The following is a 20635-nucleotide window of genomic DNA, read 5'->3' on the forward strand; positions in this document are numbered from 1 at the left end:
TGGTGGGTACGGGACGGCCAACCGGCGGCGGGCAGCATGGAGCTGCCGCATGACCGGCGGGGCGGGGCGGCCGACGAGGGGGGCTGAACGGGAGTCTCGGGCACCCGGGCCATGAGGTCAATGACCAAGATCGGTCCTCCCCCGGATCTCCATTTCGGTGGGGGACGCGCGGCGCGAGGACGCGGTCCGCAACCGGCGGCCGGCGCACGAGGCGACGGACGCCGGCGGCCGGGCGGTGGCGCTGCGGGCCGACGGGTCCGCTGCCCGCCCGGGCGGACATTCCGGCTCCCCGCCCGGCCGGTCGTTCCGGCCCACCGGCCGGGCGCGGGCGGGCCGAGAGCCGGGCGCGGGCGGGCATCGCGGCGCGTGCCGCTGCCGTGGCTGCCGGAGCCGATGCCGCACGATGTGATCCGTCGCGGGCCCGGCCCCGGAGGGATCAGCGACGGACCGGACCGTTCGCGACCGCACCGGCCATCAGGAGGACCACGCCGTGTCCGTCCCCGCCCCCGTCCCGCATCTGCAGCGCAGTCTGCGGCGCTTCGACATCATGGCGATGGGCGTCGCCGCCGTGATCTCCTTCGATGTGATCGGGCAGATCGCCACCGGCGGCGGACAGGCCGTCATCTGGATCGCCGTCATCGCGGTGGCGTTCCTGGTGCCCTACGCCCTGGTGTTCGCCGAGACCGGAGCCGCGTTCCCGCAGGAAGGCGGGCCCTATGTCTGGGTGGAGGTGGCCTTCGGGCGGCCGGCGGCCGTGCTGACCACCATGTTCTATTGGGTCACCAATCCCGTCTGGCTCGGCGGTTCGCTGGTCTTCGTGGCCGCGGGGGCCTGGGACGGCTTCGTCCTCCCGCTCGGCTCGGGGACGGTGGCGGACTACGCCTTCAAGCTGGTCTTCATCTGGGCCGCGATTCTCACCGCGGTGGTCTCGCTGCGCCGCGGCAAATGGATCACCACGGCCGGCGCCGGGGCCAAGGTCCTGGCGCTGGCCTTCTTCACCGGTACGGCGGTGGCGTACGGGATCCAGCACGGCTTCCGCGGTCTGCAGGGCACCGGCTTCTCCCCCACCGGAGTGGGGTTTCTGGCGCTGGTGCCGGTGCTGCTGTTCGCGTTCGTCGGGTTCGAGGCGCCCAATGCGGCGGGCGACGAGATGCTCGCTCCGCAGCGCGATGTGCCGGTGGCGATCGGGGTGTCGGGGGCCATCGCCACCTGCTGCTATCTGCTGCCGGTACTGGCCATTCTCTCGGCCGCCCCGCCCGGCCGGGTCACCGGCGTCGGCGGCTTCATGGATGCCGCCCGGCTGGTCTTCGGGATCTACGGCGACTGGCGCGGGCCGCTGCTGACCTTCGTCGCGGTGCTGTTCGTGGTGGCGCTGCTGACCCAGGGCAGCGCCTGGATGATCGTCGCCGACCGGATGCAGGCGATGGCGGCCGCCGACGGCGGGTTCTTCAGCCGGGGCCTGGGCGCCTTCCACCCGCGGCTGGGCACACCGGTCCGGATGAATCTGCTCTCCGGTGTCACCGCCACCGTGTTCATGGCCGCCGCGATGAACCTGGCGCGAGGAGACGCCTCGGCCGTCTTCGGGGTGGTGCTGACCGTCGCGATCACCACCCTGCTGCTGTCCTATCTGGCCGTGGTCCCCTCGCTGCTGGCGCTGCGGCTGCGCCACCGCGAGGTGCCCCGGCCCTACCGGGTCCCGTTCGGCACCCTCGGTTTCACCGTGGCGACGCTGCTCGTCTACGCGTGGATCGTGCTCGGCTCATGGGTGGCGCTTTTCCCGGGCACCCTGGAGCAGCTCTTCGGCATCCCGTACGACTTCCGGGCGGTCTGGGGCGTCTCCCGGCTCACCTTCGAGGCGTTCACCCTCGGCACCGTCGTCCTGCTGCTGGTGATCGCCGCCGCCGGGTATCTGACCCAGCGCATGCGCACCCAGTCCCAGGACGATGAGCGCGAGGCCCGCCCAGCCCGATAGCGCCGGTGCCGCGACGCCCACCACCAGCGCCTCGCCGAGCAGGGTGAACGGCACCTCGGCGGCCTGGGTGGCCTCGACGGCGCCCAGGGCGGCGGGGTGATGGCGCACCAGGTCGGTGGCGCGGAAGAAGAGGGTGGTGCCCACGACACCGGAGATCAGGGCGACGATCAGGCACTGCGTCAACTGGCCGCCGTCGGGCGGGCCTTGGGTCACCGTCGCGGTGGCCGCCAGTACCAGCCACAGCGGGAGCGAGCCGATCGTCATCGCCAGGGTCCGCTGGACTCCGTCCAGGCCGTCGACCCCGAGGAGCCTGCGGTTGCCGAGCGGGTAGGCGACGGCGGCGACCGTGACCGGCAGCACCACCTGGAGGGCCGTGCCCAGGCCGGTGCCGCCGGCGTGCTGGAGCTGGGCGAGCGCCACGCCGACGACGATCAGCGCGGAGACCCCGAACGTACTCGGCGGAACCCGGCCGCCGCCGAGGGCCCCGAGTCCGATGCCGGCGACGATCACCAGCTGCCAGGTCGAGGCGACCAGCCAGCCGGCGCCCGCCTGGCCGGCCCAGGTGAGCGGCGCGTAGAAGAGCCCGAAGCCGACGGTCGACCAGAGCAGCCACGTCAGGGGGCGGGCGCGCAGGGTGCGCAGGACGCCGGGCAGCCCGCCGCGCACGGCCACCAGCGCCACCAGCGGGACGACCATGAACAGGAACCGCAGACTGGCGCTCCACATCCAGGAGCCGCCCAGCACGCTCATCCAGCGGTTGAGCACAAAGGTGGTGGCGAAGCAGGCGGCCGCGAGCAGGCCCAGGGCCATCGGGCCCGCCACACCGCCGGTGCCCCGGTGCGGCCCCGCGCCTCGCCGCGCGCGTATCCCTGTCCGTGTCGGCACCGCTTCTCCCTGCCGTGTATCGCCGTTACAGCGCCCTGGACATGCGTCCTGACCTCTCGGTTCCTGAGAGAGGGGCACATTGACATCTGAAATGTTAGTTGGCTTCGAGGACGCCCCGACGCGCGGGGGCGGCCCTTAAGATCGGGGGCGTGACCGCACTGGAACCGGTGCCGAGAAGGCTGCTGCGCGACGAGGCGTACGACGCGCTGCTGGAGGCGATCGTCTCCGGCGAGCTGCCGCCCGGACAGAAACTCAATGACGCCGAGCTCGCCGAACGGCTGGGGCTCTCCCGCGCCCCGGTACGGCAGGCGCTCGCCCGCCTCGCCGCGGAACGGCTGGTGGTGTCCAAGCCGCAGAGCTACACCCGGGTCGCCCCCGTCGTGGCCGAGGAGATCCGGGACGCGCTCGCCGTCGTCCAGGCGATGCACGCGCTCGCCGTACGCGAGGCGGTCCCCCGGATGACCGGTGAGCACCTCGACCGGATGCGGGCGGCCAACGCCGCCTTCGTCCGCGCACTGGACGCCGAGGACGCACTCGCCGCCATCGCCGCCGATGACGCGCTGCATGCCGTACCGATCGAGGTGTGCGGCAATGCGGCACTGGCCGAGACGGTCCGCCGATACACCCCGCTGCTGCGCCGACCGGAGCGCCGTCGCTTCTCCAGCACCGCGGCGCGGTCCTCCGCCGAGCGGCACGACGCGCTGATCGCGGCCTGCGCGGCGGGCGAGACGGACGCCGCCGTGGCGCTGTCGGGCGAGATCTGGGGCGGGCTCGACACGACGGACGAACCGGAGGCCTGAGGCAGCGGGGTCATATGGCGCGGACCGCACAACTGCCGCCTCGCCCGCCGGTGTTCGAACGGATCATGATTCGGAATCCGGTCGACACCCCGCACCGCCCGGTGGTGGGATCCGGTCATGAGCGATCTTCACGTGCGGGCCGGATCGCCCGCCGATCTCGATGCCGTGCTGGCCTTCTGGAAAATCGCCGCCGAGGGCACCAGCATCAGCGATGACACCGACGGCGTGGCCCGGCTGGTGGCCCGTGACCCCGAGTCGCTGCTGCTGGCCGAGCAGGGTGGTGAACTGGTGGGCACGGTGATAGCCGGTTTCGACGGCTGGCGGTGTCATCTCTACCGGCTGGCCGTCCACCCCGGACACCGCAGGCAGGGCATCGGCGGCGCGCTGCTGGCGGCCGCCGAGGAGCGGTTCCGTGCGCTGGGCGGCCGGCGCGGTGACGCGATGGTGCTGGACCGCAATGAGCCGGCGCAGCATGCGTGGCGCGCGGCGGGTTACGCGCCCGAGCCGCAGTGGAGCCGCTGGGTCAAACACCTCGACGGCTGAGCGCGGCATCCGACACACGCAGAGCCCGCCCCTGCCCGGGGCGGGTTCTTTGCTCACCAGCGACTTTGCTGATCCTTTACCATAGTGTTCCCCTACTGCCGTGAAAGGTGTGTGAGCGTCCAGCCATGGGCGAGCCTCCCAGTTGTCGAGCGTCCTCCCGACAGAGCGCGAACCTCCCGATCCTGTTCGATCATGGGACGGAGGTGACTCGATGACCGACCTGCTCTTTCTGGGCGTGGCGCTCCTCCTGACCCTGGCCTGTGGTGTCTTCGTCGCGGCCGAGTTCTCGCTGACGACCGTCGAGCGCAGCGATCTCGAACGTGCCGCCGAGCGCGGCGAGCGGGGCGCGGACAGCGCCCTGAAGGCCGTCCGCGGTCTCACCTTCCAGCTCTCCGGGGCGCAGCTCGGCATCACCGTCACCGGCCTGGTCATCGGCATGCTGTCCAAACCGGCCATCGCCACTCTGCTGGCCGGACCGCTGGACGCGATGGGCCTGCCGCGCTCGGTGGCGGACTCGCTGGCCGTGGTTCTCGGTACGGCGATCTCCACGGTCGTCCTGATGGTCGTCGGCGAGCTGGTCCCGAAGAACTGGGCCATCTCCCACCCGCTGGGCGTCGCGAAGAAGGTGGCCACCGCCCAGCGCGGTTTCAGCGCCGCCTTCCGGCCGCTGATCCGGCATCTCAACAACACCGCCAACCGCACGGTCCGCCGGATGGGCCTGGAGCCCGCCGAGGAGCTGGCCTCGGCCCGCGGCCCGCAGGAGCTGGTGGCGCTGGCCCGGCACTCCGCCAAGGAGGGCGCACTGGAGCCCGACACCGCCGAGCTCTTCGTCCGCACCCTCAATCTCGCCGATCTGACCGCGGAGAACGTCATGACACCGCGGGTGCAGGTGATCGCGCTGGAGGTGCAGTCCACCGCGGAGGACGTGGCCAATGCGACCCGGGCGACCGGGCTGTCCCGCTTCCCCGTCTACCGCGGCAGCCTGGACAGCGTCGTCGGGGTGGCGCACATCAAGGACGTCCTGGCCGTCCCGGCCGAGCGCCGCCCCCGCCATCCGGTCTCCGAGCTGGTGCGCGAACCGCTGCTGGTCCCCACCACACTGACCGTGGACCGGCTGCTCGACCGGCTCTCCGGCAAGCGCACGATGGCCGTGGTCATCGACGAATACGGCGGCACGGCCGGCGTGGTGACGCTGGAGGACATCGTCGAGGAGGTGGTCGGCGAGGTCCGCGACGAACACGACCCGCTGGAGACCCCCGACCTGGCGCCGGCCGGCACCGACGCGGAGGGCCGCAAGGCCTACCAGGCCGACGGCGCCGCGCGCACCGACCAGCTGGAGCGGATCGGCCTGCGGCTCCCGGAAGGCCCGTACGAGACCCTGGCCGGCCTGATCGCCACCGAGCTCGGCCGGATACCGGAAGCCGGCGACACCCTGGAGGTGGCCGGCTGGTCGATGGATGTCCTGGACGCCACCGGCCACCGCGCGGCGCGGGTACTGCTGCACGCGCCGCTGCCGGGCAGCACCGACGAGCAGGAGAAGGAGGCCCGGCGATGACCGCGGTGCAGCTTTTCGTGGGTCTGCTGACGCTGGTCGTCAACGCCTTCTTCGTGGGCGCCGAGTTCGCGCTGATCTCGGTGCGCCGCAGCCAGATCGAGCCGTACGCCGAGCGCGGTGACCGCCGGGCGGCGAGCGTGATGTGGGGTCTGCAGCATGTCTCGGCGCTTCTCGCGGCGGCCCAGCTGGGCATCACCCTGTGCACCCTGGTGCTGGGCGCGGTCGCCGAGCCCGCCATCGCCCACCTCCTGGAGCCGGCGTTCCACGCGATGGGCATCTCGACCGCGCTGATCCACCCGATTTCGTTCGTGATCGCGCTGTCGCTGGCCACCTATCTGCACATGCTCTTCGGCGAGATGGTGCCGAAGAACGTCGCCCTGGCCGAGCCGGTGCGCACCGCCCTGATACTCGGGCCGCCCCTGGTCGCCCTGACCCGGACGCTGCGCCCGGCGATCTTCGCGATCAATGCGCTCGCCAACGGGCTGCTCAAGCTGCTGCGGGTGGAGACCAAGGACGAGGTGGCCGCGACGTTCTCGGACGACCAGCTCGCGAAGATGGTCGAGGATTCCCGGGCGGCCGGTCTGCTCGACGAACGGGCGAAGGAGCGGCTGCGCGACGCGCTGGAGCTGGGCCGCCGCCCGGTCAGGGACGTGGTGCTGCCGGTCGAGAAGGTCGTCTCCGCACAGATGGGGATCACCCCCGAGGGGCTGGAACGGCTCGCCGCCGAGTCCGGCTTCTCCCGCTTCCCCGTGGTCGACGACACCCAGCGCATCCTCGGCTATCTGCACGTCAAGGACGCCCTGGACGCCAGCCCCCGCACGCTGCCGTTCCCGGTCTCCGCGCTGCGCCCGATCGCCCGTGTGAAGGCCTCGACGCCGCTGGACGACGTGCTGACGGCGATGCGCGGATCCAGTACGCATCTGGCCGCGGTGATCGGCGACGACGGGCGGCTGGCCGGGCTGGTGACGATGGAGGACGTGCTCCGGGAGCTGGTGCTGCAACGCCCCGTGGCCTGACGAGGGGGGCGGCGCCCCACGACGCCTGACCGATCGGTTAGATTGCTGACCGATCGGTCAGGGCTTTGCTTCCCCGCCGGTCGCCATCGCATGCGTAGCGAGGAGGGGGCACACACATGGACCGCACAACGTGCTGCATCGTGGGCGGGGGACCCGCCGGGATGATGCTCGGACTGCTGCTGGCCCGGGCCGGCATCGAGGTGACCGTGCTGGAGAAGCACGGAGACTTCCTGCGGGACTTCCGCGGGGACACCGTCCATCCGTCGACCCTGCGACTGCTGGACGAACTCGGCCTCGGCGAGGCCTTCGCACGGCTGCCGTTCGCCAAGCTGGAGGAGATGCGGGCGCAGATCGGCGGCACCACGGTCGTGCTGGGCGATATGCGGCGCCTCCCCGGCCGGCACAAGTACTTCGCCATGGTCCCGCAGTGGGACTTCCTCGATCTGCTCGCGGGCGCGGCCGCCGAGGAGCCGAACTTCACCCTGCGGATGCGCACCAGGGTCACCGGGCTGCGCACGAGGGGCGACCGGGTCACGGGGGTGCGGTTCCTCGACGAGGACGGCACCCCCGGCGAGCTCGCCGCCTCCCTGACGGTTGCCTGCGACGGCCGGGACTCGGTGGTGCGGCAGGCCGCGGGGCTGCGACAGCAGCTGTTCGAGGTGCCGATGGACGTCTGGCAGGTGCGGGTGGACGCCCCGGCCGACAGGCTCAAGAGCGGCCGGGTCTTCGCTCACTTCGGCGGCGGCCAGGTCGCGGTCACCATGGACCGCGGCACGTACTACCAGACCTCCTATCTGATCGAGAAGGGCCGGGACGCGGAGCTGCGCGCCCGGGACATCCAGTGGCTGCGGGACCGGCTCGGGGCGCTGTTCGGCTGGGACGACGCGGTGACCGGCGCGATCGCCTCGTGGGACGACGTCAAGCTGCTGGAGGTCACCTTCGGCCGGCTGCGGCGCTGGCACCGGCACGGTCTGCTGTGCATCGGGGACGCGGCGCACACCATGTCGCCGGTCGGCGGCGTGGGGGTCAATCTCGCACTGCAGGACGCGGTGGCCGCGGCCCGGATCCTGGCGGAGCCACTGCGCCGGGGCACGGTCGGGGTGGCCGATCTGGCGCGGGTGCAGAAGCGGCGGGAGCTGCCGATGACCGTGGTGCAGAGGTCCCAGCAGGCCGAGCACACGATGATCCGCTCCGCGCTGGCCGGCACGCTCGACGGCGACCGGCTGCCGTTGCCGGTGCGGCTGCTGCGGGGGGTGCCGCCCCTGCGGACCGTGGCGGGCTATCTGGGCGGGTTCGGCATACGCCCCGAGCGCGCCCCCGCCTTCGCCCGGGTCAGCTCCGCCGCTCGATCGCGTTGAGGGTGAACTCCTCCAGCTCCGCGGCCGCGGCGTCCAGATCGAGTTCGGGGTGGGCCAGCCAGTGCGCGATCACTCCGTCGATCGCACCGCCGATCGCCAGGGCGACGGTCCGCGGGTCGAACTCCCGCAGCACGCCTGCCTTCTGACCCTCCGTCAGCAGATCGGCGAGGCCCTGCCACCGGCCGTGGGTGTCATGCGAGCCCGGCGTCTTGAGCCGGGTCCCACCCTCGTCGTCGAGCAGCATCTCGGTGATCACCCGGACCTGGCGGCGGTTGGCCTGCTGGTAACCGATCATCGCCCGTACGTAGGCGACGATCGCGTCCCGCGGGCCGGCCGCCCGCGCCAGTCGCTCGGTGACGTAGGCGCTGAACTGCTCCATCACCTGCTCCAGCGCCGCCCGGGTGAGCTTGTCCTTCGAGGAGAAGTGGTAGAGCACCGCGGCCTTGGACAGCCCGGCCCGCTCGGCGATCGCCGACAGTGAAGTCGCGGGGTACCCCCGGGTGGAGATCACGTCGATGGTGGCGTCGATGAGCTGCTCGCGGCGGGCCCGTTCGGTGAACGTCGGCTCGTCGGGGCCGTCACCCCGGCGGGGAGTCATCGCGCGGCCACCTGCCTCTTTCCTCGCCGTCCGGACGCCACCAGACCGTACACCGCGGGCGACTGCCGCATCCCGCGGGACCGGGCATACCGCGCGGTACGGCGAGCGGTAGGATCACCGCGCCATGGAGATGAATGCCCGTTACACCAGTTTCGTCGCGGTCGGCGACAGCTTCACCGAGGGAATGTCGGACGCCCTGCCGGACGGCTCGTACCGCGGCTGGGCCGATCTGCTCGCCGCCCGGCTGGCGGCCGCGGCCCGGCCGCCGTCCGGGGAACCCGCCGCCGCACCGGGCTTCCGCTACGCCAATCTCGCGGTGCGCGGCAAGCTCATCGGGCAGATCGCCGACGAGCAGTGCGGGCCGGCGGCCGCGATGGGCGCCGATCTGGTGACGCTGGTCGGCGGGCTCAACGACGTCCTGCGGCCCAAGTGCGAAGTGGACCAGGTGTGCGCCCGGTTCGAGGACGCCGCCGGGCAGCTGGCCAAGGGCGGCGGGCAGCTGGTGCTGATGCGCAGCCCGGGGCGGCAGGGCCCGGTGCTGGAGCGCTTCCGGCCGCGCATGGAGCAGCTGTTCGCGCGGATCGACGAGGTGGCCGCGCGGCACGGTGCGGTGGTCGTGGATCTGTACGGGTCGCGGGCGCTGTCCGATCCGCGGCTCTGGGCCGACGACCGGCTGCATCTGAACGCCGAGGGGCACCGCCGGGTCGCGGAGGCCGTCTGGCAGGCACTTGGGCTGGCCGCCGAGTCGGACTGGGACGCGCCGCTGCCGGCCGCCGCACCGCCGGGCTGGGGTGCACGGCGCGCCGCGGATCTGCGGTTCGCGCGCGAGCATCTGGTGCCGTGGACGGTCCGCCGGCTCACCGGCCGGTCCTCGGGGGACGGCCGCCCGGCCAAGCGCCCCGAACTGCTGCCGTACGAGGACTGACACCCGGCGTCGCCGGGCTCCGGAGCCCCGGGCCGCGGCTTGGAGGAACCTACAGCCGGGACCGGGGCGCTGGCCTGCGCAAACCGCCAGTAGACTCTGACCACGTGACTGCTGTGTCTGCGAAGCCTCGCATCCCCAATGTCCTGGCCGGCCGCTACGCCTCCGCGGAGCTGGCCGTGCTGTGGTCCCCCGAATACAAGGTCAAGCTGGAGCGGAAGCTGTGGCTTGCCGTGCTGCGTGCACAGAAGGACCTGGGGGTGGAGGTCCCCGAGCAGGCGCTGGCCGACTACGAGCGGGTCCTGGACACCGTCGACCTGGCCTCCATCGCCGAGCGCGAGAAGGTCACCCGGCACGACGTCAAGGCCCGTATCGAGGAGTTCAACGCCCTCGCCGGCCATGAGCAGGTCCACAAGGGCATGACCTCCCGTGACCTGACGGAGAACGTCGAGCAGCTGCAGGTACGGCTGTCGCTGGAGCTGATGCGGGACCGTACGGTCGCCGTGCTGGCGCGCCTGGGCTCGCTGGCCGCCCAGAACGCCGAGCTGGTCCTCGCGGGCCGCTCGCACAATGTCGCGGCGCAGGCCACGACGCTGGGCAAGCGCTTCGCGACCGCGGCGGACGAGCTGCTGGTCGCGTACGGCCGGGTGGAGGACCTGCTCACCCGCTACCCGCTGCGCGGTATCAAGGGCCCCGTCGGCACCGCCCAGGACATGCTCGACCTGCTGGGCGGGGACGCCGCCAAGCTCGCCGAGCTGGAGCAGCGGATCGCCGCGCACCTCGGCTTCGGCCAGGCCTTCACCTCCGTCGGCCAGGTCTACCCGCGCTCGCTCGACTACGACGTGGTGACCTCGCTGGTGCAGCTGGCCGCCGCCCCCTCCTCGTTGGCCAAGACCATCCGGCTGATGGCCGGGCACGAGCTGGTCACCGAGGGCTTCAAGCCCGGCCAGGTCGGCTCCTCGGCGATGCCGCACAAGATGAACACCCGCTCCTGCGAGCGCGTCAACGGCCTGATGGTGATCCTGCGCGGCTATGCCTCGATGGCCGGTGAGCTCTCCGGTGACCAGTGGAACGAGGGCGATGTGTCCTGCTCCGTGGTGCGCCGGGTCGCCCTGCCGGACTCCTTCTTCGCGCTGGACGGCCTGCTGGAGACGTTCCTGACCGTGCTCGACGAGTTCGGCGCCTTCCCCGCCGTCGTCGCCCGCGAGCTGGACCGCTATCTGCCGTTCCTCGCCACGACGAAGGTGCTGATGGGTGCCGTGCGCGCCGGTGTGGGCCGCGAGGAGGCGCACGAGGCGATCAAGGAGAACGCGGTCGCGTCGGCGCTGGCCATGCGGGAGCAGGGCGCGGAGCGCAACGAGCTGCTGGACAAGCTCGCCGCGGATGCGCGGATCCCGCTGGACAAGGCGCAGCTGGACGCCCTGATGGCGGACAAGCTCTCCTTCACCGGCGCCGCGGCCGACCAGGTGGCGGCCGTCGTCGCCCGGATCGAGGAGATCACCAAGCAGCACCCGGAGGCCGCGGCGTACACCCCCGGCTCGATCCTCTGACGCGAGGGCCCATGGGCTTCACCCCCGAAGAGCTGGCAGCCGCTCGCGACCGCGTCGTCCCGGACGTGGCCGCGAGCGGCCTGCGGGTGCTCTTCTGCGGCATCAACCCCGGGCTGATGACGGCGGCCACCGGCCACCACTTCGCCCGGCCCGGCAACCGCTTCTGGCCGGTTCTGCATGCCGCCGGTTTCACGCCGCGCCAGTTCCGGCCCGCCGAGCAGGAGGAGTTGCTCGCCCACGGCCTCGGCATCACCAATGTCGTGGCGCGGGCGACGGCCAAGGCCGACGAGCTGACCGCGCAGGAGTACCGCGAGGGCGGCCGGCTGCTGGCCGAGAAGGTGGCGCGGCTGCGCCCCCGCTGGCTCGCCGTCGCCGGTGTCACGGCGTACCGCGTCGCCTTCGACGACAAGAAGGCGGCGATCGGGCCGCAGCAGCGCATGCTGGGCGACACCCGCCTCTGGGCCCTGCCCAACCCCAGCGGTCTGAACGCCCATTGGACGGTGGCGGCCATGGCGGAGGAGTACGGACGGCTGCGTGCCGCGGCGTTCGCGGAGGACGACGGCGCATAAGGGCGGCGCATAGGGGCGGCGCATAAGGCCGTCCACCGTTCGGCCGGCCGTCATCTTGAAGGCATGTACATGGCTACCGGACGGTTCTACTCTGACGCCGCCCGTGCACTCCCCCACTCCCCACGGAGACTGCCGTGCCTGCCACGTCCGCGTCCCCTTCCGCCGCCGTGTCCCCCTCCTCCCACCGCATCCGCCGCTCACGCCGCCGCAAAGTCACCGCGCTCGCCGCGGCGTTCGGCCTGGCCACCGCCGGTCTCGGCATCTGGGCCGGCAACGGCTTCGGCGCCGAGCCCACCGCGGCCGCCGTGCCCACCCCCGACCATGTGGTCGTGGTGGTCTTCGAGAACCATGCCTACAACCAGGTGATGGGCAGTTCCAGCGCCCCGTACATCAACTCCCTGGCCTCCGGCGGCGCCAGCCTGAAGGCCTCCTACGCCGAGACCCACCCCAGCCAGCCCAACTACTACGCCCTCTTCTCCGGCGACACCCAGGGGGTCACCGACGACAGCTGCGTCGACCCCGGGTTCAGCGACGCCCCCAACCTCGCCTCCGAGCTGACGGCGGCCGGCAAGTCCTGGGCGAGCTACAACGAGTCGCTGCCGTCCGAGGGCTCGACCACCTGCAAGAGCGGCAAGTACGCGCAGAAGCACAACCCGTGGTTCGGCTTCAGCAACGTCTCCACCGGCTCGGCGCACACCCTCGACGCGTTCCCCTCCGACTTCTCGGAGCTGCCCACCGTCTCGTTCGTCGTGCCGAACCTGTGCAGCGATATGCACGACTGCTCGGTCTCCACGGGTGACACCTGGCTGAAGAACCACCTCAAGAGCTACGCCGACTGGGCCAGGACCCACAACAGTCTGCTGCTGCTCACCTTCGACGAGGACAACCGGCTCAGCGGCAACCGCATCCCGACCGTGCTGTACGGCCAGCCCGTGCAGGCCGGCTCCACCTCGGACACCACCTACAACCACTACGACGTGCTGCGCACGCTTGAGGACATGTACGGCACCTCGCACGCGGGCCATTCCGCCGACGCCAAGGACATCAGCGGTATCTGGGCCGGCTGACCCGTGTATCTCGCAGACGGCCGCCCGGCTCCTTCCCCCTCCGTATCGCCGGGCGGCCGGCGCGACGGACGCGGCCGGCGCGTCCGGGCCGCCGTTCCCTCCACGGTGCTGGTCCTGGGCGCCGTCAGCCTCATCACCGACATCTCCTCGGAGATGGTCACGGCCGTGCTCCCGCTGTACCTCGTCGCCGAACTCGGCCTGTCCCCCCTGGGGTTCGGGGTCCTGGACGGGGTCTACAACGGGGTGAGCGCGCTGGTCCGGCTGGTGGGCGGGCGGCTGTCGGACGGGGGCGGCGGGCGCGGGCACAAGGCGGTGGCCGCGGTGGGGTACGGGCTCTCCGCCCTCTGCAAGCCGCTGTTGCTGATGGTGCACACGCTGCCTCTGATCGGGGCGGTGCTGGCGGTGGACCGGACCGGCAAGGGGCTGCGGACCGCGCCGCGGGACGCGATGATCTCCCTGGCCGCCGAACCCGCCGCCCGGGGACGGGCGTTCGGGGTGCACCGGGCGATGGACACCGCGGGCGCCCTGTGCGGCCCGCTGGTGGCGTTCGTGCTGCTGCGGGCGGCGGCGGAAGGCTATGACGCGGTGTTCACGGTCAGCTTCTGTGTCGCCGTACTGGGCGTGGTCGTCCTCCTGCTGTTCGTCCCGGGGCGCGCGCTGCCCGCCGCGGAGGACACCGCCGGACGGGGCCCGGCCGGGCCCCGGACGCCGGTGCGCGCCCTGCTGCGACGGCCGCAGGTACGCCGGCTGACCGCGTGCGCCGTGCTGCTCGGGCTGACCACCGTCAGCGACTCCTTCCTGTATCTCGCCCTGCAGCGGCGGCTGGACCTCCCGGCGGGGTGGCTTCCGCTGCTCCCGCTGGGCACGGCCGCGGCGTATCTGTCGCTGGCGGTACCGATGGGCGCGCTGGCCGACCGGATCGGCCGGCGGCGGCTGTTCCTGGCCGGGCATCTGGTGCTGCTCGGTGCCTACGGGCTGCTGCTGGCTCCCTTCGGCGGCGGCGCGGGGCTGGTCTGTGGCGTCCTCCTACTGCACGGCGCGTTCTACGCGGCGACCGACGGAGTGCTGGCGGCCGCGACCGCCGACGCGGTGCCCGAGGACGCCCGCGGCAGCGGGCTGGCGGTGGTGCAGACCGGTCAGACGGCCGCCCGCTTCGTCTGCTCGCTCGCCTTCGGTGCCGCCTGGACCGCCTGGGGCGACCACACCGCCGTCCTCGCCGCGGCCGTCGGACTGGCCCTGGCCGCGGCCCTCAGCGCCCGGCTGCTGCGCCCGGCCGCACCGGCACCGGCCCCCAACTCCCCTTCGGAGCACACACCGTGACCCGCACCCCGATGAACCGCACCGCGCGCCTGCTCCTCCTGCTCGCCGCCGTTCTCGTACTCGGCGGGGTCGCCGTCGGCGCGACCCTGCACGCCGCCGGGCGCGCCGACCGGAAGGACCGCACGCAGGCCGGGGGCCCCGAGGTGGCCTCCGGGCCCGTACGCCTGGACGATCCGCGGCACGGTCTCTTCCGGAACATGGCCTGGGGTCCGCACCGCGACGAGATCACCGCCGTACCGGAAGGGCGGCTCACCGGCCCGCGCACCGCGTCCGGGGTCCGCTGCCTGCGGTTCCACGCGGCCTCCGGAACCGGCATCTGCCTCCAGGCGGTCCACGGCGAACTCCGGGACACCTACCGCGCCGTCGTCCTGGACAACCGGCTGCGCGAACGGCGCCACTACGACCTGGCCGGGACCCCCACCCGCGCCCGGGTCTCCCCCAGCGGCCGCACCGTCGCCTGGACCGTCTTCGTCAGCGGTGACTCCTACGCGGGCACCGCCTTCTCCACCCGCACCTCCGTCGTCGACACCCGCGGCCGGCACCTGGACGCCAACCTGGAGACCTATGCGCTGACCGTCGACAGGCACCGGGTCCGTGCCGTCGACATCAATGTCTGGGGCGTCACCTTCGCCGACGACACCCACTTCTACGCCACCGCCGCCACGGCCGGAAAGACCTATCTCGTCCGCGGCGACCGCAGCACCAGAACCCTCCGTGCCCTGCACCCCAACGTCGAATGCCCCTCCCTGTCCCCCGACGGCACCCGTATCGCCTACAAGAAGCGGATCGCGGACGCGGACCCCGACGCCCCCTGGCGGCTGTACGTCCTCGACCTGCGCACCCTGCGCGAGACCGCGACCGCCGAACACCGCAACATCGACGACCAGGCCGTCTGGCGCGACGGCCACACCCTGGTCTACTCCCTGCCGGGCGACTACGGCTCCGATCTGTGGACCGTCCCCGCCGACGGCACCGGCACCCCGCACCGCCTCCTTTCCGCGGCGCTCGCGCCCGTCTTCTCCCGCTAGAGCGCCGCCCCTTCCCCCACCGCCACCAGCAACTGCATCGGCAGCTCGTACGCGCCCTGCCCCACCCCGACGCCGATCCAGCGGCCCTGCACCCGCCAGCCGTGCATCCGCGGGACGTATCCGCACAGGGTGTCCAGTGGCGGCCGGACCGGCAGGCCCCGCGCGGTCCGTTCCAAGTGATCGGCAAGATCAACTATTTCGGGCTCACCCCACCGTAAGGACAGTGCCCGCACCAGCGCCGTCAGCTCGGCCTCGAACTCCTCCGCGGCCTCCGCCACCTCGGTGAGGTCCGCGTCCCAGAACTCCCGGCTGACCCGCAGGCCGACTATGTGGAAGCCCGGACCGCTTTCGACCAGGGCGGAGCGGCCCGGAGCGGCGGGGAAGTCCCGGAGCCGCCATCGGTCGATGACGGTGAGATACGCGTCAGTGGTCATGCCGTCAGTAAACCGCCCGGGTCTGACAATTGACTCGCGCCCGGTCCCTCACACATCCCTGCGCAGCAGTGACCACAGCCCCGCTGCCGCGGCCAGCGCCGCCCAGCCTGCCATCACCGCGATCCCGGACCACGCCCCGAGCGCCCCCTCCGGCGCAAGGTGCAGAATCTGCTGCCCCGCCCGGTCCGGCAGGAACTGGCCCACCTTTCTGGTCGCGTCCAGTGAACCGAACAGCGGGCCGAGAGAGAGGAAGAGCGGGACGAGCAGGCTCAGGGTCCCGACCGGGCTGCGCAGCAGCGCGGCGACACCGGCGGAGAACACCGCGAGCAGCCCGAAGTAGAGCCCGCAGCCGACGGCGGACCGCACCACGCCCGGCGAGCCGACGCTCACACCCGCCTCTCCGAGCAGCGCCTGCCCGACGGTCACGGACGCGAAGCCGGCCACCAGCCCGACGGCCAGGGCAAGCCCGCCCACGGTGACGAGCTTGCCCGCGTACAGCAGTCCTCGGCGCGGCACGGCGGTCAGCGAGACCCGGACGGAGCCGCTGGACCACTCCCCCGCGACCGCGAGGACGCCGCAGATGATGGCCCCGAACTGGCCGATGTTGAGACCGAAGTAGGCATGGAAGACCGGGTCGAAGTGTGGATCCGATCCGTCATGGCTGCCGCAGACGAAGCAGGCGACCGCGAGGGTCACCACCAGGATGGCGGAGAGGCTGTACGACAGGGAACGCAGCGAGCGGATCTTCGTCCACTCGGAGCGGAGCACGGCGGCGAACGGCATGGCGTCAGACCTCCTGGGTCTTCGGAGTGGCGGAGACGAACTCGGCGGCGTCCGCGGTCAGCCGCAGATAGGCGTCTTCCAACGAGGGCGCCTCATCGGCGAGTTCGAGGACCGGGATGCCCCGGCGGGCGGCGAGCGCGCCGACATCGGCGGGTTCGGCGCCCTCGACCAGCCAGCCGCCGGATCCGTCCGGTGCCGCAGCCCACCCGGCCCGGACGAGCTCGGCGTGCAGCCGGGACCCTTCCGACGTGCGCACCCGAACCCTGCGGTGGGTGTGCTGGCGCAGGAAGGTGTCCATGGCGGTGTCGGCAAGCAGCCGGCCGCGCCCCAGCACGATCAAGTGGTCGGCGGTCAGGGCGGTCTCGGTCATCAGATGGCTGGAGATCAGCACCGTACGGCCGTCGGCGGCGAGGCGCTTGAGGAGCGTACGGATCCAGATGATGCCCTCCGGGTCGAGCCCGTTGGCGGGCTCGTCCAGCATCAGCACGGCCGGGTCGCCGAGCAGCGCGGCCGCGATGCCGAGCCGCTGCCGCATGCCGAGCGAGAAGGTCCTGACCCGCTTGCCCGCCACCGCCGACAGCCCGGTCTCCTCCAGGACCTCCGCCACGCGCCGTACCGGGATGCGGTTGCTGTGGGCGAGGGCGAGGAGGTGGTCGCGGGCGCGCCGGGCCCCGTGGGCGGCGCCCGCGTCCAGCAGCGCCCCGACGTGCCGCAACGGGTTGTCCAGCGCGCGGAAGGCACGGCCGCCGACGGTGGCGGTTCCCGAGGTGGGGCGGTCCAGACCCACGACCATCCGCATGGTGGTGGACTTACCGGCGCCGTTGGGGCCGAGGAACCCGGTGACCCGCCCCGGTTCCACGCGGAAGGTGAGGTCGTCCACGGCTCGCACGGTTCCGTAGAGCTTCGTCAATCGCTGCACTTCGATGAAGTTCATACCGCAAGGCTGGCTGCCGTACCCGGCCTCTGACCTCCCCCGCCGTCGGGGAACGCCTCCCCCGGGCGGGGGAGGCCGCGGGCCGGTGGCCGCTGTCACGATGACGGGGTGCCCCTCTCGCTCTCCGCCGTTCTCCGCCCGCTCTTCCGAGCCGTCACCTACACCCGCTGGCTGCATCTGCTGATCGCCTCGGTGGCCGGGATGCTGACCGGCTTCCTGTACAACAAACCCTTCTTCGCGGGCGGATGGCTGACGTGGCTGTGGATGGCGGTGCTCCCCCTGCCACTGCTCTTGTTCGCCGCCCTGATACCGGTGGTCCGCCGCGTCGAGGGGCTCCAGGCCCAGCTGCTGCTGACTCCGGGCCCGCACGGCCTCGAAGCGCGTGCCGCGTCCGGTATCGCCACGACCCCGTCGGGCTCCTGGAGCGATCGTGGCCGTACGGCGCTGTGGCTGCTGCTGCGGCTCGAAGTGGGCGTCGCCCTCTCAGCCCTGACCGCTCAACTGCCCCTTGTGGCCGGGGCGTTCGCGATGGCTTCCGCAGGACGCCCCACGCACCTGAAGGGCCTGCCGGCGATCGAAGCGCCCCACTGGTGGTACGGGCTGCTCGCACCGCTTCCCCTCGTCCTGCTGGCGGCCGTCGCCGTCGGGGCGGGCTCACTGACGGCCGCCGCCGCACGGCTGCTGCTGGGCCCCTCGGCCGCCGAGCGGCTGACCGAACTGGAGGCCCGTACGGAGCGCATGCTGGAACACAACCGGCTGGCCCAGGAGCTGCACGATGCGATCGGCCACGCGCTGACCGTCACCGTGCTGCAGGCGGGCGCGGCCCGGACCGCCGGTTCGCCCGAGTTCACCGAGCGGGCGCTGGCCGCCATCGAGGACACCGGCCGCGAGGCGCTGGCCGATCTGGAGCGGGCGCTGCGGCTGCTGCGCCAGGACGCACCGGGCCCCGCCGGCCGGCCGGCGCTCACCGACACCGAGCGCCTGCTGGAGTCGGCACGGGCCGCGGGTGCGGACCTGCGCGCCGAGCTGAGCGGCCCCCTGGAAAGACTGCCGGGCCCCGTCTCCCGGGAGGGGTACCGCATGGTGCAGGAGGCCCTGACGAATGTGCTGCGGCACGCGGGCCCGGTGCCGGTGTCCGTACGGATAGCCGCCGACGCCGACGCACTGGAACTGGAGGTGCGCAATCCGCTGCCCGTCGCCTCCCCGGCCCCCGGCAGTGCCCACCGCGGCCGTGGTCTGCGCGGCATCCGCGAACGGGCCGCGCTGCTCGGCGGCGAGGCCGAGACCGGGCCGGACGGCGGCGAGTGGCGGGTGCGCGCCCGCCTCCCGCTGCGCCAACTACGCTGACCCCGTGCCGATTTCCGTACTCCTGGTCGACGACGAGCCGCTGGTCCGCGCGGGACTGCGTGCCATTCTGGAAGCGCAGACCGATATCGAGGTGGCGGGCGAGGCGGGCGACGGAGCGTCCGTCGTCCCGCTGGCGCGGAAGCTCCGGCCCGATGTGATCGCCATGGACGTACGGATGCCGCTCCTGGACGGCATCGAGGCGACCCGCGCGGTGCTGCGCTCGGTGCCCGGGCCGCCCCGGATCCTCGTCGTCACCACGTTCGAGGAGGACGAGTACGTCTACGAGGCGCTGCGCGCGGGCGCGGACGGCTTTCTGCTCAAGCGCTCCCGGCCTGCCGAGATCGTGCACGCGGTGCGGCTCGTTGCCGAGGGCGGTTCGCTGCTGCTCCCCGCGGCGCTGCGCACCATGGCGGCCGGCCGCCACAACGACCGCGCCCGGGCCGACTTCGAGCGCGCTGCGCTCACCGCACGGGAGCAGCAGGTGCTGCGGCTGATGTCCCGTGGGCTGTCGAACGCGGAGATCGCCGAGGAGCTGGTCCTGGGGGCCGAGACGGTGAAGACGCATGTCAGCTCGGTGCTGGGGAAGCTCGGGGCCAGGGACCGCACCCAGGCGGTGATCGCCGCGTACGAGTCCGGGTTCGTCTCGCCCGGCTGACCGCGGCGAGCAGCTCCTCCGGGACTCGCCGCCCCTCAGGTGACCGGCTACGATCCGCCACACACGCGAAGTGAGGGAGACGGACGTTGGGGCGGCTCACCGGCGGGGACCCGTCCCTGCTGCGACGGATCAACTCCGCGGTGGTGCTGCACGCGCTGCGCGCCGCGGACTCCCCGACGCTCACCGACCTCGTCCAGGTGACGGGGCTGTCCCGGCCCACGGTCGAGGGCGTGGTCGAGGGGCTCATCGAGACCGGGCTGGTGGTCGAGGTGCCCGCCGAGGAAGGTGAGACGCGTCGCCAGGGGCGGCCGGCCCGCCGGTTCCGGTTCCGTACGGAAGCCGGCCATCTGCTGGGCATCGAGATCGGCCCGCACCGCGTCGCGGCCCTGCTGTCCGATCTGGGCGGACGGGTGCTGGACACCGCGCAGCGCCCCGTGGACGAGACCGCACCGGCCGACGAGCGGCTGGAGCGGGTCCGTGCCGTGGTGGCCGATCTGCTGCGCCGTACGGGCGTGCCCCGCAGTTCGCTGCGGGCCGTCGGGGCGGCCGGCCCCGGCATCGTGGAGTCGGACGGCACCGTCCGGCTGAGCACCGCGCTGCCGGGCTGGACGGGGCTGCCGCTGGGTGAGCGGCTGCGCCGGTCGTTCCGCTGCCCGGTGCTGGTCGAGAACGACGCGAACGCCGCCGCGGTGGCCGAGCACTGGCAGGGCGCGGCGACCGGCTCGGATGACATCGTTTTCGTACTGGCGGGGCTCAGTCCCGGTGCCGGCTCGCTGATCGGCGGACGGCTGCACCGTGGATTCGGCGGGGCCGCCGGGGAGATCGGCGCGCTGCATCTGCTCGGCCGCGAGGCGACACCGGAGAAGCTGCTGTCGACGACCGGAGAACCGCTGCATCCCCTGGACGAGGCGCAGGTGGCGGCGGTCTTCGCGGCCGCGCGCGACGGTGACACCCAGGCGCGGGAGGCGGTGGACCGCTTCATCCGGCGGCTGGTGCACGATGTCGCGGCACTGGTGCTGGCGCTGGACCCGGAGCTGGTGGTGATCGGCGGCTGGGCGGCGGGCCTGGCGGGCGTACTGGAGCCGCTGCGCGGGGAGTTGGCGCGCTACTGTCTGCGCCCGCCGCAGGTCGTCCTGTCGCAGCTCGGCGAGGCGGCGGTGGCCACCGGGGCACTGCGGCTGGCGCTCGACCACGTGGAGGGCGAACTCTTCGCGGTGGAGGGCACGGTGACGGGCCGTCGCGGAACCGCGGCGCGCTGACGGCCACTACTGAGCCGGGGCGTGCCCATACCCCTCCCAC

General features: G+C 72.7%; 19 protein-coding genes and 1 pseudogene. 15 read left to right on the top strand and 5 right to left on the bottom strand.

Features of this window, described 5'->3' with window-relative positions; genetic code table 11:
- Positions 1–490 precede the first annotated feature (490 nt).
- Positions 491–1972: an APC family permease gene (locus STRNI_RS04005; protein WP_277410547.1), complete on the top strand. Its 1482-nt coding sequence runs from the start codon at positions 491–493 to the stop codon at positions 1970–1972.
- A 12-nt stretch (positions 1973–1984) separates the two neighbouring features.
- Here the strand turns inward: STRNI_RS04005 and STRNI_RS04010 are convergent.
- Positions 1985–2782, bottom strand: a pseudogene (locus tag STRNI_RS04010) (multidrug resistance efflux transporter family protein); the annotation flags it as partial.
- Between the two features lie 224 nt (positions 2783–3006).
- On the opposite strand from STRNI_RS04010, the gene STRNI_RS04015 reads away from it, so the two are divergent.
- The 5 genes from STRNI_RS04015 (at position 3007) to STRNI_RS04035 (ending at position 8129) form a co-directional block, all read left to right on the top strand.
- Positions 3007–3657 (top strand): GntR family transcriptional regulator, encoded by a 651-nt coding sequence (locus tag STRNI_RS04015; RefSeq protein WP_277410548.1) that lies wholly within the window; start codon positions 3007–3009, stop codon positions 3655–3657.
- Between the two features lie 117 nt (positions 3658–3774).
- Positions 3775–4200: a GNAT family N-acetyltransferase gene (locus tag STRNI_RS04020; protein WP_026170147.1), complete on the top strand. Its 426-nt coding sequence runs from the start codon at positions 3775–3777 to the stop codon at positions 4198–4200.
- Between the two features lie 211 nt (positions 4201–4411).
- Entirely contained in the window at positions 4412–5755 is a 1344-nt protein-coding gene (locus tag STRNI_RS04025) for a hemolysin family protein (protein WP_018092562.1), read from the top strand.
- Positions 5752–6771, top strand: a complete 1020-nt coding sequence (locus STRNI_RS04030; protein WP_277410549.1) for a hemolysin family protein — start codon at positions 5752–5754, stop codon at positions 6769–6771. The genes STRNI_RS04025 and STRNI_RS04030 overlap by 4 nt, the downstream gene beginning before the upstream one ends.
- 116 nt (positions 6772–6887) lie before the next feature.
- Complete coding sequence (locus STRNI_RS04035; protein ID WP_277410550.1) at positions 6888–8129, top strand: FAD-dependent oxidoreductase; 1242 nt, start codon at positions 6888–6890, stop codon at positions 8127–8129.
- Here STRNI_RS04035 and STRNI_RS04040 read toward each other — a convergent pair.
- Positions 8104–8727 (bottom strand): TetR/AcrR family transcriptional regulator, encoded by a 624-nt coding sequence (locus STRNI_RS04040; protein ID WP_159484396.1) that lies wholly within the window; start codon positions 8725–8727, stop codon positions 8104–8106. The two genes, STRNI_RS04035 and STRNI_RS04040, sit on opposite strands and share 26 nt — an antisense overlap.
- A 124-nt stretch (positions 8728–8851) precedes the next feature.
- Here STRNI_RS04040 and STRNI_RS04045 point away from each other — a divergent pair, with 124 nt between their 5' ends.
- From STRNI_RS04045 to STRNI_RS04070, 6 genes are all read left to right on the top strand, one after another.
- Positions 8852–9652 (top strand): SGNH/GDSL hydrolase family protein, encoded by an 801-nt coding sequence (locus tag STRNI_RS04045; RefSeq protein ID WP_277410551.1) that lies wholly within the window; start codon positions 8852–8854, stop codon positions 9650–9652.
- Positions 9653–9765: 113 nt separating this feature from the next.
- Positions 9766–11199, top strand: a complete 1434-nt coding sequence (gene purB, locus STRNI_RS04050) for an adenylosuccinate lyase (protein WP_159488768.1) — start codon at positions 9766–9768, stop codon at positions 11197–11199.
- A gap of 11 nt (positions 11200–11210) precedes the next feature.
- Complete coding sequence (mug, locus tag STRNI_RS04055; RefSeq protein WP_262041210.1) at positions 11211–11768, top strand: G/U mismatch-specific DNA glycosylase; 558 nt, start codon at positions 11211–11213, stop codon at positions 11766–11768.
- A gap of 188 nt (positions 11769–11956) precedes the next feature.
- On the top strand, positions 11957–12835 hold the full coding sequence (locus STRNI_RS04060; protein ID WP_381845613.1) for an alkaline phosphatase family protein: 879 nt from the start codon (positions 11957–11959) through the stop codon (positions 12833–12835).
- 3 nt (positions 12836–12838) lie between these two features.
- Entirely contained in the window at positions 12839–14155 is a 1317-nt protein-coding gene (locus STRNI_RS04065; RefSeq protein ID WP_277410552.1) for an MFS transporter, read from the top strand.
- An 11-nt stretch (positions 14156–14166) separates the two neighbouring features.
- Complete coding sequence (locus STRNI_RS04070; RefSeq protein WP_277413192.1) at positions 14167–15183, top strand: TolB family protein; 1017 nt, start codon at positions 14167–14169, stop codon at positions 15181–15183.
- Here STRNI_RS04070 and STRNI_RS04075 read toward each other — a convergent pair.
- Genes STRNI_RS04075 through STRNI_RS04085 form a run of 3 tightly spaced genes read right to left on the bottom strand, consistent with a single transcriptional unit; the run spans position 15180 to position 17334 of the window.
- Positions 15180–15617 carry a hypothetical protein gene (locus STRNI_RS04075; RefSeq protein WP_274739849.1) on the bottom strand — a complete coding sequence of 146 codons (438 nt, stop codon included), beginning with the start codon at positions 15615–15617 and terminating at the stop codon, positions 15180–15182. The two genes, STRNI_RS04070 and STRNI_RS04075, sit on opposite strands and share 4 nt — an antisense overlap.
- A gap of 48 nt (positions 15618–15665) precedes the next feature.
- Positions 15666–16400, bottom strand: coding sequence for an ABC transporter permease family protein (locus STRNI_RS04080; protein WP_274739847.1), 735 nt, complete (start codon positions 16398–16400; stop codon positions 15666–15668).
- A 4-nt stretch (positions 16401–16404) separates the two neighbouring features.
- The gene (locus STRNI_RS04085) at positions 16405–17334 is read right to left on the bottom strand and encodes an ATP-binding cassette domain-containing protein (protein ID WP_277410553.1); all 930 of its coding nucleotides are present in this window, start codon (positions 17332–17334) and stop codon (positions 16405–16407) included.
- Between the two features lie 108 nt (positions 17335–17442).
- On the opposite strand from STRNI_RS04085, the gene STRNI_RS04090 reads away from it, so the two are divergent.
- The 3 genes from STRNI_RS04090 to STRNI_RS04100 all read left to right on the top strand — a co-directional run bounded on the left by STRNI_RS04090 (position 17443) and on the right by STRNI_RS04100 (position 20595).
- On the top strand, positions 17443–18681 hold the full coding sequence (locus STRNI_RS04090; protein ID WP_274739844.1) for a sensor histidine kinase: 1239 nt from the start codon (positions 17443–17445) through the stop codon (positions 18679–18681).
- A gap of 4 nt (positions 18682–18685) precedes the next feature.
- Positions 18686–19336, top strand: coding sequence for a response regulator transcription factor (locus STRNI_RS04095; protein ID WP_277410554.1), 651 nt, complete (start codon positions 18686–18688; stop codon positions 19334–19336).
- Between the two features lie 86 nt (positions 19337–19422).
- Positions 19423–20595 carry an ROK family transcriptional regulator gene (locus tag STRNI_RS04100; protein ID WP_277410555.1) on the top strand — a complete coding sequence of 391 codons (1173 nt, stop codon included), beginning with the start codon at positions 19423–19425 and terminating at the stop codon, positions 20593–20595.
- Positions 20596–20635: the final 40 nt, after the last annotated feature.

It is taken from the genome of Streptomyces nigrescens, assembly GCF_027626975.1.
Taxonomy (GTDB): domain Bacteria; phylum Actinomycetota; class Actinomycetes; order Streptomycetales; family Streptomycetaceae; genus Streptomyces; species Streptomyces nigrescens.